Here is a 14,146-nt window from a genome sequence, read left to right as displayed (position 1 = left end):
GCTCCTACAGCATTAGCGGCTCGTTCCGGGTGGTCAGTTTGCCGCGGAATCAGGTGGTCAATTTACCGCGGAATCGGTGGTCAGTTTACCACGGAATCAGGTGGTCAATATCAGCGAATTCTCCAATGATTGTTTTAAACCGTATTGATTCGTCTTTTTTGCCCTTGCTTCCAATTAACGAAGCAAGTAACAAAATCAATGCTGATGATTTTGCATAAAAAGCGGTTTTAAAAATAACCATCTTAGTTAGGGGCAGCAGTATTTGATTAACAAGTGGGTTTGTTAATCGCCATGCCTCAAATGCCGGATAGCATGATAAGTAAAAATGTATAATTAATACTGCTAAACTCAATAGCCTTGTAAAGTCTATGATCTTTCTTAGGGCTTGTTCATTTTCTCCAGTCTGCATAATCTTATATATTAATGTGAATGACCTCTACGTTTCTTTTTTCGTGTGTTTTGCTTAAGCCTTCCAATAGCAGCCATATCTTGTTGTTCCTCTTTAAATAACATATCTATCAAAGATTCACTATTACCATTGGGAGTAGTTAAACCTGAAATATTGTCAGGAAATTTGTAAGACCTTACATCCTTGTTTGCGGGTTTTACAATAGGCTGATTTTGGTTTTTAGTTTCGATTTTAAACCAGCCAGAAAGTGAAGCTGCGCTATAGGATTTGCCTAAATCACTACCATTAAATACCACCTTCGATTTATGATCTACGAATGTAATTCCATACAACCGCCTTTCTTCATTCTGCCGGAATACGACCTGAATACCTTGTTCTTTGAGTTGTTTTTGGAATGATGATTTCGAGATTGGGTGCAATAATGCTTTATCTATTGCTCCTTTCAACTGCTCTTTTAATGGCTTACGAAGCATTTCATTTAATCGAAAACGGTCGTCGAGTGCCTTCAAAGTTGGCTTGCCATAGATGCTGCTTGCCTTGATTGGCACGCCAATTTTGTTACCTTTTCCGTCTAAAACCCAATAAACTAAACCGTTCTTTTCATACATTCTTGAATCTTTAGACCCACGATCTGCGGTGATATTGTATTGATTAAGCACCGCGTTTAGTTCTGGGATGCTGGTAAATTTATAAGTCCTAACCACTTCTGTTACAACATTTGTGATCGATCTCTTCAGTTCTGACTTACCATAATCCACTTCCTCCAGGGGTTTACCTATGAGTTTATGTTGCTTACTCTGATCCTCTGCTTTAACAAGATTATAGGTTAATTCAACCTGCTTGCGGGCATCTTCTGATGCCCTGTTGGCAAGCAAATGAAAGCTGATGCGTTTCCCATCGGCCTCGATGTTAGTGGTTACAATATGTAAATGGGGGTGTCCTGCATCATGGTGTTGATAAACCAAATATGGCTGTTTTCCAAAACCTAATCCGTCCATATAATCATCTGCAATTTGCTGAAGTACATTCTTATCTAAATTTTCACTAACAGCAAAATTTAACGAAAGATGCAATGTGTTGACAAGAGTTCGCTCATTGCGTTTGGTCAAATCTGTTAACCTTTGCAACTTATCATTAAACGTCAAATCAACCGGGTCCTTGAGATAGCCTTGTGCTAAAATCAATTCTGCTTTACCCAGCCGTACTTTATGTTCATTATAATTTATTGCACCGGTGATACTTCTTCCGGTTTTAATTTTTGCGACCATAATTCTGAGAAACTTTGCATACGCTCTTTGATTTGCCCTATTGACGGATCCACCCTACTTCCAATAATAGAAAGGAGATTTGACCACAATCTGTTATCCGCATTTCCATGCGCACTATTGATTTGACGAACTGCCTGATTGAGATTGTTTCCAATAGCATTTAGTTCTTTCCGCAGCAATGCCAGTTCTTCCAGCATATCATCCATTGACTTATCACGGTAGTTGACGGTGATAGGTTTTTCGAGTAAAACGCACCGGATATACTCGCTTAATTTTAAAAATCGCGTTTTCTTAAAGCGTGTATCAAGCACCTTAAATTCGTTCGGCTTGAACCGCGTGGTAACCTTTCTTAATCGGTTTTCTTCTTCGTTTTCCATTGCTATAATCTTTAAAAAATTCGACTACGGAGGATTTTTCCATGCCCCCGGACTGACTTTGGAAGGGAGGGCAAGATTCGTTTGTCGGACAAACGTTTATCTTGCTGATTGCTATTAAGAGGCAATCTCCTCCTTTAGACGTCTTTTACATACCTGCATTCTATAAAGACAGCTTACTTCAGGCCTTCTTCGATTTCCCATCCAGGAAGGAGTTTAAGGCATCAATACTGATATCTTTTAATGAAGTATCACACTCCACTCCGTATGTCTTCATGCGCTTTAAAAGCGACTTTGGAATCCATACATTTAACTGCGCCTCATCCTCTTTCAATGCGGCACTTTGCCTGATAGGATGTACTTCCTGTATCGGTGTTTTTGGAGCATCTTTTTTAAGCTTATCTGCTAACCCGCCCAACTTATTTTTATAATCTGTCATTGTGAACCTATCTTTAAGTAATTCATGGCACAAGTGATTTTAACGATTACATAAAAATGTAATTATGTAATTATGCACTGATGCGGTTAACGATCTCCTCTGCTAAGGATGTAATTTCCTCAATTGCTTTTACATCGCTTCCTTGCAGCACCCCAGCAGTAATTGATGACCTTGCAATACTCACCCGGTCGTATATCATCGTTTGCAAAACCGGGGTTTCCATGCTTTCCAAAAGGCCGCTCACTTCCTTGGTAATACCTGATCGAGGCTTTATCATGTTCATTACTATACCGGCCTGTATATCCGGCTTCTTTGCCTGTGCGTCCTTCACTAATGCGATGGTTGAACGGATAGCCATTACATCGAAAAAACCGGCTTTGGTAGGTATCAATATAAAATCCGAAAGGCTGAACAGTTCCGGCAGCTTATTCGATAAATAAGGAGGGGTATCTACTATAATCAGGTCGTAGTCTAAATTTTTGATTTCCTGTAATTGGTCGTTACCGACCACTGCCAGCCCAGGCAGGTCCTCTTTGATTTGAAGCAGACTACCTTGTAAGTCCGTATCAACCAAAGCAACGTTAAGTTGATCCTGAAAACACACTGCTAAATTCATAGCCAGTGTGCTTTTTCCAACGCCCCCTTTTTGGTGGGCTACCGTAATGATCTTTCCCATGTTATGTAATTCTAAATTGTTATAAATACATATTGCTGTAAATGCATAATGCTGTAAATCTTTAAATACATAGTTCTTTAATTATAGAGGTCTATAAATACATAATGCTGTAATCCTGTATTTCAACAATTACAGGCTTCTATACCTACATAATTGTATAAATACATATTGCTGTAAATACAGAAATCTATAATTATGTATCAGGGAAGGCTATGCATTTTGCTTCCTGACGTTCCAATAATTTTGTTTGTTGTATGGCATTGAAAATCCAATCCTTTGCTAATACTTTCCAGTTTTTTTGGGGCTTGCCGGTAACGGTCTTCCACTCCATTTTTTCGTGATGCTGAAAAAAGCTTTGCGCATCCGGCAAAGCCATGCTTTGCTGGGAGAAATAAATTGCCACATGACCTATATGGGGTGGTATTTGGTGACCCATCCCCTGATTGGTAGAATCCGCCAAATTGTCATCTATAGCGGTGATTAATTCATGCTGATGAACAATCCGCCGTTTAACCCTTCGCTTTTGCATGATTAGAACTTAACTATAGTTGCTGTTTCCATCAGCCCCTCTATTTTGTCGGCATCGTAATAGGTAACCTTGCCTAATTTGGTAAAGGGAATTTTTCCGTTATCGCGCAAAGCCTGTAGCTTGCCATGGGATATGTTGAGCATCTTGCGAACCTCCATAGCTTTCAACCATTTTTTCGTTTTCCCGCTCACCTGATCTTTGAGCATAGATTTTAAATCAGAGAGTAAAAGGTCTTTAAATTCTAAAAGATCACCTACTGTGATCAGCTGGTCGCGAAACACCTTTCCATGTTTATCGAAATGTGAAATAGCTTTTTCCATAATCAATATTTTATCCGACAAAATTGAATAGGAAGAAATTAAGTTTTTCACCCCTTGTACATGAGGTAGGTGTTTTTTTTTTGCAAATAAAAAAGCCCTTTACTAAATAGCAAAGGGCTTTCATGCCGTTTTTATATTGGATGTTATTTTCTAATCCACCCCGAAAACGGGGGCTTTATACAAAATTTAGCCTCTTACTTTAAGCAAACTGGCATTGATCGCAACAACAACGGTGCTTACAGTCATCAAAACAGCACCAGCCGCAGGGCTTAGTACAATCCCTTGGTTAAACAATACCCCCGCTGCCAATGGCAACGCAAATACGTTATAGCCGGTGGCCCATATAATGTTCTGTATCATTTTACGGTAAGTCGCTTTACCAAACAGGATCAGGCTGACAATATCTTTGGGATTACTATTTACTAAGACGATCCCCGCAGTTTCTGCCGCTATATCGCTCCCAGAACCTACTGCGATACCAATATCAGCTTGAGCCAACGCCGGAGCATCATTTACGCCGTCTCCGGTCATTGCTACGAATTCGCCTTTGGCTTGTAGTTCTTTTACTTTTTCCAACTTTTGATGCGGCAATACTTCGGCAAAGAAACTATCCATGCCTAAAGTTTTACTTACACTTGCGGCGACTTTCTTATTATCACCCGTAAGTAATATGGATTTGATATTTTCTTGCTTTAGCGTTTCAATGGCTTCAGCAGATTCAGCGCGTATCTCATCCGATAAGGCTATATATCCGGCCAATTTTTGATCGATCAACACAAACACCACCGTTTCCGTGTCGTTAGCAGTAAAACCATCTGGCAGCGTTAATTTATTTTCCGTTAGATAGCCAGGACTAACCACTAACAGCTTTTTACCTTCGACTGTCGCTTCAACGCCCTTACCGGTTATCGCTTTAAAGTTTTCGGTTGCAGGAATGGCCAGTTTCAGGTCTTTTACTTTTTGCAGGATGCCTGTAGCTATCGGATGCTCCGACTTCTGCTCTAAAGCTGATGCTAACCGAATGAGTTCATTCTCGTCGATTGTTTTGTTTAAAGAGACAACTTTGGTCACTTCAAACTTACCGACGGTAAGTGTACCAGTTTTATCAAATACAATGGTGGTAATTTTCCTTGCATTCTCAAACGCTGTACGGTTTTTAATTAATAAACCATGTTTGGCCGATAAAGCGGTGGACTTAGCAACCACCAGCGGTACTGCCAAACCTAACGCATGAGGGCAGCAAATGACAATAACGGTTACCATCCGTTCCATAGCGAATGCTAAAGTCTGGCCCGTTAAATACCAATACAAAAAAGTGCCAATGCCGGTAACTAACGCGATCACGGTTAACCATTTGGCGGCTGTATTAGCTAAAAGTTGCGTTTGAGATTTGGATTTCTGTGCATCATCTACCAGTTTAACGACCTGCGACAAGTAGGAATCCTTAGCAGCATGGGAAACCGTAACCTTAAAAGAGCCGTTACCATTGATGGAACCGGCAATAACTTTATCCCCCTTAACTTTTAATACCGGCTTTGATTCTCCGGTTAACATAGATTCATTCAGATAGCTTTCGCCTTCCAGTATAAATCCGTCTGCCGCGACTTTTTCGCCGGGCTTAACCAATATGATGTCGTTTTCTTTCAAAGTGTCCGTTTTTACATCATGCACCATATCAGGCATCACCATATGTGCATCTGCCGGCATAAACTGCACCAATAATTGCAGTTCATTTGAAGCGCCCATAACCGACTTCATTTCTATCCAATGCCCCAAAAGCATAATTAGAATCAATGTGGCCAGTTCCCAAAAGAAATCCATTCCTTGCAGACCAAACACGATGGCGACGCTATAGCTATAGGCAACCGTTATAGCAAAGCCGATAAGAAACATCATGCCCGGATTTTTGGCTTTCACCTCTTCAACTAAACCTGTTAAAAACGGCCAGCCCCCGTATACAAATACAACAGAAGACAAGGCAAACAAAATGTAGGAAGAGCCCGCAAAAGCCCAGTTAACGCCCATGAAATGCTGTATCATGGGCGATAGCAGCATAATTGGAATCGTAAGTGCCAATACCACGTAAAATCGCTTTTTAAAATCAGCAATCATCATCGCATGATGGTCATGTTCTGACATGCCCTGGTGCGCATCCTTACCATGATGCATTTTACTGTGATCCATTCCTTCCGGCATTTTGTTCATGTCCATATCCTTATGTTTTCTATAGGGGGCGATCATTCGCCAAAAAATCTTGCATTAATAAATTAGTGTTAATCCACCCCCTAAACCCATATCACTATCATAATGGCTGGAAATAGAGAAGTTTTTATTAATAATATAACGAAGTCCGGTACTATATTCCTTATCTGTATTACCAACTAAAGTCAACCTAAGGCGGCTCGTCAGGGGTATATCTTCTCTTCCCAATTGAAACCTTAATTTTCCGTTTCCGTCTATTCTGGCATCGGCAACAAATAAGAAAGGTAACGTATAAGCCAAACCTGCGACTACGGTATGGCGATTATTCTTATTGCTTGATTGTCCGAACATATTTGTTTCCTGTTCATCCGTCTTTTTATAATGATAGTCAAATCCGATATAAGCATATAACCATTGCATCCGGCCAAAATAGCGCCCAAACATGGTTTCGCTTTCGTAACCTTTGCTTTTGTTTAAACCCAAATGCCACATGGTCGAAAACTTCCACCTGGTGTTTGCTAACGATGCATTTCCCTCACTACCGTTTGATTCTAGTCCTACTTCAGCGGCTGCATAAAATTTACGGTCATCTGCGGCAATCTTTTTAAAACCGGCCACCGGGTCGGGCACTTCGGGATTTGGTGGAGAGTTTTCGTAACTGAAAATCCGGCCCATGCCGCTCATCATATGATAAAGTATGTGGCAGTGAAAAAACCAATCACCGCTTTCGGTTGCCCGGAATTCAATTGTATCTCTTTCCATGGGCATAATATCAAGCGTATTTTTCAATGGTGAATATTCACCCTGCCCGTTCAACACCCGGAAATAATGGCCATGCAGGTGCATGGGGTGGCGCATCATTGTATTGTTGTACAATACAATGCGGACATTTTCTCCTTTTTTGATCAGGATCTTATCTGTTTCAGATACGGTTTTATTATTGATAGACCATACATAGCGGTTCATATTCCCGGTAAGTTCAAAGTTCAAAAGTTTTGTCGGGCCTGATGGCAACGTGGTCGGACGAACAGATTTCAGCATGGTATATTTAAGCGTTACAGGGGGCTCCCCGTCGTTCATTTCAGCATACATCACCATATTCATGTCCATCACCTGGTTGGTCATTTTCATGCCCGGCATTTGTTTCATGTTCCCCTTCATGTCCATCATGTCGTTCATCATTTGCATACCTTCAAAATATTTCAGCCTAGGTAACTTTTTCGCCGGTTTTTTTTCGCCACTTCCCAGCCATAAGGAGGTATACCTTGTCCGGTCTTCAGATGTCGCCAAAAACTCATAACTTCCATCCTTAGGGATTGTAACTTCCACATCATAGGTTTCGGCAACTCCAACGATCATACGGTCAACCGTAACGGGCTGCACATCCTCGCCATCATTGGCGACCACGCTGATCTTTCCACCAGCCCAGCCGAGCCAGAAATAGGTAGACGAACTGCCATTGATCACACGCAGCTTTACCCGGTCACCCGCTTTAAATTGTGGCGCGGCATCTTCGGCCTTTCCGTTACTAAAAAAACGGTCATAATAAACATCACTCACATCCATAGCGGTCATTCTTTTCCACTCGTTGGCCAGCTTAGTTTTTAAATGTCCTGTTTGGATAGCTTGCAGATAGTCCTGGGTGCTCCCTTTGCGAATTGCATACCAGTCTGTCGCATTATGTAACCTGCGCTGCACCTGCTCAGGGTTTTCATCAGTCCAGTCGCTTAACAATAAAGTGTAGTCCTTAACCGGCGATGGCTTTCTTTCATTGATTATAAACGCGCCGTACAAGCCGCTTTGTTCCTGCGTCATGGTATGTGAGTGGTACCAATAAGTACCATGCTGAACGAGGGGGAATTTAAAGAAATGCGTTTGCCCTCCTTCTATCGGCGTGGTGGTTAAATAAGAAACGCCGTCATAACGGTTGGGTAAGATCAGGCCGTGCCAATGGATGGAGGTTTCCATCATCATTTCATTGTGTACATAAATTTCAGCGGTGTCGCCCTCTGTGAATGTTAACTGAGGCGCAGGTATAGTACCATTGATCGCCATGGCAGGCCGCTTTTTCCCGGTATAAATTACCGTAGTATCGTTGATATACAAATGGTATATCTCCCTATGACCTATTTTGGTAAAGAAAGGGAGATGTTTACTGCTGGCTGTGTTGCCCATACCCATTTTATGATCCTGGGAAAAAGCGGGAATTGACAGCAGAATTGTAAAAATATATAATATCAGCTTTTTCATCATTTCTATTAAAAAAGGGCCCCCATTACGGCGACCCTGTGATTTATTTTGCTGCCTGAAGCGTTTGCTTTACTTCACCGCAGGTAAGCATCTCATCACCATAGTAAGGGTTCTTGATAGCTGCAGCTTCACTCAGCCAATAGCTTTTTTTCATAGGGCAATACGCTCTGTATACCGTAGTCGTATTCAGTTTTAAGGCTTTTATCGTTGCAAACATATTCTCAGACAAACTGGCGAAATGCTCACGCTGATGGGCGATATTACTGTTTTCAGTAATGTGGCGGGCATCGAACTGAAGTTTCGCAGCATATTTGGTCCAATTGGTTTTGTCAGCAGCCGAAAGCTGGTCAGCGGGAAACGCAGTAATAGCAGCCAGGAGGTTTTTCGCCTTTGCACTAGTAGAGGCACCATCACTGGTGATGAGGGAATTTTTTACGCCATAATAGGCGATAAGGACAGAATCTTTTGACGCATTATTTTGCGCATTAACTGAGGAAATCGTAAATATCGCGATCATCGCGCCTATTAGAATTTGAATATTTTTCATTTGTCTTTAGAATTAATTGTATAAACAATGCGCTTCTGCTTTTGCAGAAGGTTAAATTTTGAATAGGGCCTGATTTGCATTACGCATTCGGCCCTGGTAGAAAACAGAAGAAGTTATCAGACCCGAAAGGTGCAATTGCGCAGAAAGAGAGACACGGCCAATTGTGGCGGCGGTGCCTGTTTAATAAGTGGTTTGGCGATAACCGAGATTATGGTGGTACTGACAAACCAGGAAGGTTCACTCACAGGTAAACCGATACTCGTTCCTAAATTGATATGCGCATAGCTTGGCGAACTGCTTTTTTCAGATTTCAGAAGCTGATGCTGATCGGTACAACATTCTTTAGCCGCCTTTTCCTTGCGCTCCATTCCACAGGTATCGCACTTTTTTGTGTGATCATGCCATAGGCTTACTTTGATCAACCGCCCCATGCAATACTGGTAATGCAGGGTTGCACCGGAAGAAACGCCCAAGTACAGAACAGCTAAAAAGGTGACGAACAGTTTTTTAATCACAATACAAATATCAGCAATAAATGCGAACGGTGTTTATATAATTCCGTTTTGATTTTATAGTTTGATGCGAACTTAGTGCTAATAGTTTAATAGGTGGATGACGAAAATCACCTTTTTTGCTGTTGTTCGTCAAATAATTATTGTGAATTTCCAGCTTGCTTTGTTAAAAAAACAATCATGAAAAAGATCCAAACCACGGTATTAGGTTTAACGGCACTGCTATTGCTGACCGTTACAACTGTTTTCGCGCAAAAAGCGCCGGCAAAATCTACTTTAAACACTATAAGTATTGACAAAAAGGGCGGTATCCATGACCATGGAGGAACTCTTCTTGGCCAAATAGGTAAGGACGACATCGTGAGGGATAATAAAGGTAAAACCATTTACTTTATTGACAAGAATGGCAATGTTATCGATGCAAAAGGGAAAAAACTGGGGATGGCAAAAAAGAACGGTTTTTACTTTAACAATGCTGGCGAAACGATTTTAACGGTAAAAGATAAAAGCTCGGAAGAGTGTGAGATATTAGACCCCAAGGGCCATAATGTAGGAACAACGCATAAAAATTACAAATTACATGCCTGTGCGGCTCATTGCCTTTTTTTGGCAAAAGAAAGCACATCACGTCCGGTACATTAAAAATTTAAGGGTATGAAAAGCCGTACCCTTAAATTTTATCAATAGGCTCACGCTGGCCTTGCCCGGATGACTTGAACTGGCTGGGTGTTAAACTTGTTACGCTTTTAAACTGAGCGGATAAATGCGCACTGCTGCTATAACCCATTTTAAACGCGATCTCATTCAGATTAAGTTCCCCGTATTCCAACAGTTCTTTCACTTTGGCGATCTTTTGCTGAATGATGAATTTCTCAATGGTCGTATCTTCTGATTCTGAAAACATCCGGCTGATATATGTATAGTCTTTATTCAGCTGGTCGGACAAATAATCGGAAAAACTCAAATGCGCATCGGCAAGGTCGCTGTAATGCACTTTCTCAACGACGAGATCCTTTACGCGCTGTACGATACGGTCCTTTTCATTATCAATAAGTTCAAAACCAAGCACTTTGAGAGATGAACTGATTGCGCTTAATTGCTCACTGCTAGCTTCGGGCTGTATTTTGGCACCGCCAAGAGAAATCTCTTCAACCTGGAACCCGGTATTCTCCAGCTGCTGCCTGACCACCATAATGCAGCGGTCGCAAACCATATTTTTGATTGCTAAATTCATTGCTCGTACAATATCGCTATTATTTAGATAAGGTCAGCCTGATAGCCTTTTGCTTTTAAGGCAGTTACAACTTGGTTTGCTTCCAGTCCCTCTGTTGTTTCTATTGTTAGAACCTTTTCAGGCGTAGTAGTATCAACCTCCCATTTATCCACGCCTTCCAGATTATCTAAGACCGGCGTTACTGCTGCTATGCAACCACCACATTTGATAGTTGTCTTGAATTTTAATGTTTCCATTTTTATTTTTATTATAAATTATTAAAGATTAAGTTTTGAAAATTTAAGCCGTAAACTGTTGCTGACGACCGATACAGAGCTCAAAGCCATTGCCGCACCTGCGATCATCGGATTGAGTAAAAAACCATTGATGGGATACAATATACCAGCTGCAATGGGAATACCTATGAGGTTATAGATAAATGCCCAGAACAAGTTTTGACGAATGGTGCGAACCGTAAGTTTGGAAAGCCTTAAAGCTTTGGGCACTTGCTGCAAATCTGATGAAACAAGCGTGATCTTGGCCACATCCATCGCAATATCGGACCCTTTTCCCATTGCTATGCTGACATCAGCCTGAGCCAATGCCTGGCTGTCGTTGATACCGTCACCAATCATCGCTACAATTTTGCCCCCAGCTTGTAACTTTTTAACAAAGTCCGCTTTGTCAGAGGGCATGGTGTCCGCCTGAAAATGGTCTATACCCGCCTGCTTCGAAATGGCGGCGGCAGTTTGCGCATTATCGCCGGTTAACATATATACCTCAATACCTTGTTTTTTTAGCTGACTGATGGCAGCCGCGGAACCTGATTTGATCGGGTCGGCAATAGCGGCAATCGCAAGCACTTGATTTTGATTTGTAAAATAGATAACTGTTTTTGCCTCGGCTAAAAATTTACTAATAGCTGGTTTTAATTCCGATGGGATAACAATGTTTCTTTCTTCAATCAGTTTATGGCTCCCGGCAAAATAAGTCTGATCTTCAAAGTTTGCCTGGACACCCCGGCCGGTTAAACTATTAAAGCCGGATATCTTGGCCGATGTTTCAATGACCGGTTTAAGATACGTTACAATCGCTTCAGCCAGGGGGTGTTCTGATTCCTGTTCCATGGCTAAAAATATAGCTCGTAATATCGATAGGCCTGTTGGCAGCTGTTTTGACCATAGTAATTCGGTAACAACGGGTCTCCCCTGGGTAATGGTGCCGGTTTTATCCAAAACCACCGCATTAACCCGATGACCTAATTCAAGTCCTTCGGCATCCTTGATCAAAATGCCATTTTCCGCACCTTTGCCGATACCCACCATAATTGCTGTAGGTGTAGCCAGCCCCAAAGAACAGGGACAGGCAATAACTAATACCGTAACCATGGCGAGTAAGCCCTGTGTCAAAGCATGTTGTCCGCCAAATAACAGCCAGGCACCCAAGCTCAATAAAGCGATCAGCATTACAATGGGTACAAAAATACCGGCTATCTTATCCACCAGCTTTTGTACCGGCGCTTTTGAGCCCTGTGCGTCTTGTACCAATTGGATGATCTGCGCAAGTAACGTTTCGCCGCCGACTTTTTCCGCTGTGAACCGGAAACTTCCTTTTTGATTTAGGGTCCCGGTAAAAACCCGGTCGCCAGGTTTCTTTTCCACCGCTACAGGCTCACCAGTGATCATGCTTTCATCTACAAATGAACTACCTTCATCAACTATGCCGTCAACAGGTATTTTTTCGCCAGGCCGTACCAATAAGCGGTCGCCGATCCGAACGTCTGCAATGGCAGTTTCCTTTTCCCCTTGCGCGGTAATCAGTATAACCGTTTTAGGCTGTAAACCGATCAGCTTTTTAATGGCGGATGAAGTATTCGATTTTGCGTTTTCTTCCAACAACTTCCCGAGCATGATAAAAACGATCACTACCGAGGCCGCTTCGAAATACACATGCGGGTGTAAACCCTGGCGATGCCAGAATTCCGGGAAGAAGGTATTGAATACACTGAACAAAAAAGCTATACCCGTACTCATGGCAACCAGCGTATCCATATTCGCCCGTCCATGACGTGCTTGCTTCCAGGCATTGATAAAGAAGTTTTTACCTGCTATAAAAAGAACAGGCGCGGTTAACGCCATCATGATATAATTGCCATAAGGCAAATCCATAAAAACCATCCCGATCAATACGACCGGAACAGTTAAAATAATTGCCCAGATAATATTTCTTTTTAACTGCTGATAATGGCTTTGTTGCATTTCGGCTTGCTTTTCTTTGCCGCCTTCGGTATCAATGATCAGGTCGTAGCCCACGGATTGAACGGATTGCTTTAAGTTTTCCGGTTGAACTATATCGGGGTAAAAAGACACCTTTACGGATTGTGTTGCATAATTTACTTCCGCCCTTTCGACACCTTTTTGTGCACCTACCATTGATTCTACACTGGCGGCGCAAGCGGCGCAGGTCATGCCTGTAACTGGAAAAGTGATAGTCTGTATTTGTAACACTGTCATGTCTTTTGTTTAACAGCACAAATTTACAGTTGCCCTCTACTCACATATTTACAGGATTCTGTTTAAGGTTTATACAATACCGTGAACTTACTGCTAATGATAAGCCTTCATTTTTAAGTTTAAGCCTATCGCGAAATGAAATGGCTGACCGATTGGGAAAAGCTTATTAAAAAACAAAGCCCCGAACGAATCGTTCGGGGCTTCTCATATGCAATTGAATGTTATTTACAGCAATCTGCTTTTGTGCAGGTATTTTTAGCACATTTCTGTCCTTTAGGGCAACTGTTGCAGGTAGCCTGTTTTGCCTTCGCTTTCTTAACAGGTACCCTTGTATTTGCCATTAGAGAAGTTGCAGCAAATGCAATTGCCAGCATACTTAACATGATTTTTTTCATTTTGTCTTTTTTTAATTAAATAAAATTCGTTTTTGCGGTTTGGGTTGTTCAAAAATTATTTAACAAGCTTTCGGCGGTTTCCAGTCAGCTTTATGGTAATCAGATAAATTACCCGTTTTATAAAGGGGAACTGGTTGCTTCAACTGAAATGATAAATTGGATGGCAGCATTAAGCTGCCCACAGGAATGAATCCGCATATACTACAGGTAAACAACATGGCACATCCTGGCTTTTCACAGCCGCCCGCTTCGTCTTTAACGGGTTTGTGGTGGCATGCATCCTTGCCGGCATTCTTTTTGCAACAGTCCACTTTAGCGTTGACGCGCGAAACACTCACCATTCCCGAAAACGAGGAAATAAACAAGATGCAACCAATAAGCAATAACGCTAAAAACTTCATTATTCAAATATAACTACTTTCTTGGCATATATATTATAATACAAGCACCTATAAATGTGACAAGCATGCTGATGCTGTACTATAAAAAATATCTGTTT

At 41.7% G+C, this 14,146-nt stretch carries 17 protein-coding genes; 3 read left to right on the top strand and 14 right to left on the bottom strand.

Annotation, left to right across the window (positions count from 1 at the left end; all coding sequences use genetic code 11):
* Positions 1-85: 85 nt before the first annotated feature.
* The 11 genes from DJ568_RS13980 to DJ568_RS13930 form a co-directional block, all read right to left on the bottom strand.
* On the bottom strand, positions 86-409 hold the full coding sequence (locus DJ568_RS13980) for a YWFCY domain-containing protein (RefSeq protein ID WP_233496695.1): 324 nt from the start codon (positions 407-409) through the stop codon (positions 86-88).
* Between the two features lie 11 nt (positions 410-420).
* The gene (locus DJ568_RS13975) at positions 421-1,677 is read right to left on the bottom strand and encodes a relaxase/mobilization nuclease domain-containing protein (protein ID WP_114005899.1); all 1,257 of its coding nucleotides are present in this window, start codon (positions 1,675-1,677) and stop codon (positions 421-423) included.
* Positions 1,632-2,054, bottom strand: a complete 423-nt coding sequence (locus DJ568_RS13970) for a plasmid mobilization protein (protein WP_114005898.1) — start codon at positions 2,052-2,054, stop codon at positions 1,632-1,634. The genes DJ568_RS13975 and DJ568_RS13970 overlap by 46 nt, the downstream gene beginning before the upstream one ends.
* 178 nt (positions 2,055-2,232) lie before the next feature.
* Positions 2,233-2,490, bottom strand: coding sequence for a hypothetical protein (locus DJ568_RS13965; protein WP_114005897.1), 258 nt, complete (start codon positions 2,488-2,490; stop codon positions 2,233-2,235).
* A gap of 70 nt (positions 2,491-2,560) precedes the next feature.
* Positions 2,561-3,166, bottom strand: coding sequence for a ParA family protein (locus DJ568_RS13960; protein ID WP_114005896.1), 606 nt, complete (start codon positions 3,164-3,166; stop codon positions 2,561-2,563).
* A 193-nt stretch (positions 3,167-3,359) separates the two neighbouring features.
* Entirely contained in the window at positions 3,360-3,695 is a 336-nt protein-coding gene (locus DJ568_RS13955; RefSeq protein ID WP_114005895.1) for a hypothetical protein, read from the bottom strand.
* A gap of 2 nt (positions 3,696-3,697) precedes the next feature.
* Positions 3,698-4,015, bottom strand: coding sequence for a helix-turn-helix domain-containing protein (locus tag DJ568_RS13950; RefSeq protein ID WP_114005894.1), 318 nt, complete (start codon positions 4,013-4,015; stop codon positions 3,698-3,700).
* 186 nt (positions 4,016-4,201) lie between these two features.
* Complete coding sequence (locus DJ568_RS13945) at positions 4,202-6,226, bottom strand: copper-translocating P-type ATPase (protein ID WP_233496694.1); 2,025 nt, start codon at positions 6,224-6,226, stop codon at positions 4,202-4,204.
* A 48-nt stretch (positions 6,227-6,274) separates the two neighbouring features.
* Positions 6,275-8,470 (bottom strand): multicopper oxidase domain-containing protein, encoded by a 2,196-nt coding sequence (locus tag DJ568_RS13940; RefSeq protein WP_233496693.1) that lies wholly within the window; start codon positions 8,468-8,470, stop codon positions 6,275-6,277.
* 40 nt (positions 8,471-8,510) lie between these two features.
* A complete protein-coding gene (locus DJ568_RS13935) occupies positions 8,511-9,014 on the bottom strand; it encodes a DUF3347 domain-containing protein (RefSeq protein ID WP_114005892.1) in 504 nt (167 codons plus the stop codon).
* Positions 9,015-9,130: 116 nt separating this feature from the next.
* Positions 9,131-9,529 (bottom strand): HYC_CC_PP family protein, encoded by a 399-nt coding sequence (locus DJ568_RS13930; RefSeq protein WP_114005891.1) that lies wholly within the window; start codon positions 9,527-9,529, stop codon positions 9,131-9,133.
* A gap of 177 nt (positions 9,530-9,706) precedes the next feature.
* Here DJ568_RS13930 and DJ568_RS13925 point away from each other — a divergent pair, with 177 nt between their 5' ends.
* Entirely contained in the window at positions 9,707-10,168 is a 462-nt protein-coding gene (locus DJ568_RS13925; RefSeq protein ID WP_114005890.1) for a DUF3659 domain-containing protein, read from the top strand.
* 28 nt (positions 10,169-10,196) lie between these two features.
* Here the strand turns inward: DJ568_RS13925 and DJ568_RS13920 are convergent, their stop codons facing one another.
* Genes DJ568_RS13920 through DJ568_RS13910 form a run of 3 tightly spaced genes read right to left on the bottom strand, consistent with a single transcriptional unit; the run spans position 10,197 to position 13,252 of the window.
* Entirely contained in the window at positions 10,197-10,760 is a 564-nt protein-coding gene (locus tag DJ568_RS13920) for a helix-turn-helix domain-containing protein (protein ID WP_114005889.1), read from the bottom strand.
* 23 nt (positions 10,761-10,783) lie between these two features.
* Positions 10,784-10,996, bottom strand: a complete 213-nt coding sequence (locus tag DJ568_RS13915; RefSeq protein ID WP_114005888.1) for a heavy-metal-associated domain-containing protein — start codon at positions 10,994-10,996, stop codon at positions 10,784-10,786.
* Positions 10,997-11,017: 21 nt separating this feature from the next.
* Positions 11,018-13,252 carry a heavy metal translocating P-type ATPase gene (locus DJ568_RS13910; protein ID WP_114005887.1) on the bottom strand — a complete coding sequence of 745 codons (2,235 nt, stop codon included), beginning with the start codon at positions 13,250-13,252 and terminating at the stop codon, positions 11,018-11,020.
* A 135-nt stretch (positions 13,253-13,387) separates the two neighbouring features.
* Here DJ568_RS13910 and DJ568_RS13905 point away from each other — a divergent pair, with 135 nt between their 5' ends.
* Positions 13,388-13,666 (top strand): hypothetical protein, encoded by a 279-nt coding sequence (locus DJ568_RS13905; protein ID WP_114005886.1) that lies wholly within the window; start codon positions 13,388-13,390, stop codon positions 13,664-13,666.
* Positions 13,667-13,833: 167 nt separating this feature from the next.
* Entirely contained in the window at positions 13,834-14,061 is a 228-nt protein-coding gene (locus DJ568_RS13900; RefSeq protein WP_147238763.1) for a hypothetical protein, read from the top strand.
* Positions 14,062-14,146 lie beyond the last annotated feature (85 nt).

This window comes from Mucilaginibacter hurinus, from assembly GCF_003324525.1.
Taxonomy (GTDB): domain Bacteria; phylum Bacteroidota; class Bacteroidia; order Sphingobacteriales; family Sphingobacteriaceae; genus Mucilaginibacter; species Mucilaginibacter hurinus.
This window is presented reverse-complemented; position numbering and strand designations above follow the sequence as displayed.

Bases quoted from the DNA above. Each gene is read 5' to 3' on its own strand.
- DJ568_RS13900 (WP_147238763.1), top strand. From the start codon at position 13,834: ATGAATCCGCATATACTACAGGTAAACAACATGGCACATCCTGGCTTT.
- DJ568_RS13945 (WP_233496694.1), bottom strand. From the start codon at position 6,226: ATGGACATGAACAAAATGCCGGAAGGAATGGATCACAGTAAAATGCAT.
- DJ568_RS13920 (WP_114005889.1), bottom strand. From the start codon at position 10,760: ATGAATTTAGCAATCAAAAATATGGTTTGCGACCGCTGCATTATGGTG.
- DJ568_RS13960 (WP_114005896.1), bottom strand. From the start codon at position 3,166: ATGGGAAAGATCATTACGGTAGCCCACCAAAAAGGGGGCGTTGGAAAA.
- DJ568_RS13905 (WP_114005886.1), top strand. From the start codon at position 13,388: ATGAAATGGCTGACCGATTGGGAAAAGCTTATTAAAAAACAAAGCCCC.
- DJ568_RS13965 (WP_114005897.1), bottom strand. From the start codon at position 2,490: ATGACAGATTATAAAAATAAGTTGGGCGGGTTAGCAGATAAGCTTAAA.
- DJ568_RS13970 (WP_114005898.1), bottom strand. From the start codon at position 2,054: ATGGAAAACGAAGAAGAAAACCGATTAAGAAAGGTTACCACGCGGTTC.
- DJ568_RS13910 (WP_114005887.1), bottom strand. From the start codon at position 13,252: ATGACAGTGTTACAAATACAGACTATCACTTTTCCAGTTACAGGCATG.
- DJ568_RS13955 (WP_114005895.1), bottom strand. From the start codon at position 3,695: ATGCAAAAGCGAAGGGTTAAACGGCGGATTGTTCATCAGCATGAATTA.
- DJ568_RS13915 (WP_114005888.1), bottom strand. From the start codon at position 10,996: ATGGAAACATTAAAATTCAAGACAACTATCAAATGTGGTGGTTGCATA.
- DJ568_RS13950 (WP_114005894.1), bottom strand. From the start codon at position 4,015: ATGGAAAAAGCTATTTCACATTTCGATAAACATGGAAAGGTGTTTCGC.
- DJ568_RS13925 (WP_114005890.1), top strand. From the start codon at position 9,707: ATGAAAAAGATCCAAACCACGGTATTAGGTTTAACGGCACTGCTATTG.
- DJ568_RS13940 (WP_233496693.1), bottom strand. From the start codon at position 8,470: ATGATGAAAAAGCTGATATTATATATTTTTACAATTCTGCTGTCAATT.
- DJ568_RS13975 (WP_114005899.1), bottom strand. From the start codon at position 1,677: ATGGTCGCAAAAATTAAAACCGGAAGAAGTATCACCGGTGCAATAAAT.
- DJ568_RS13980 (WP_233496695.1), bottom strand. From the start codon at position 409: ATGCAGACTGGAGAAAATGAACAAGCCCTAAGAAAGATCATAGACTTT.
- DJ568_RS13935 (WP_114005892.1), bottom strand. From the start codon at position 9,014: ATGAAAAATATTCAAATTCTAATAGGCGCGATGATCGCGATATTTACG.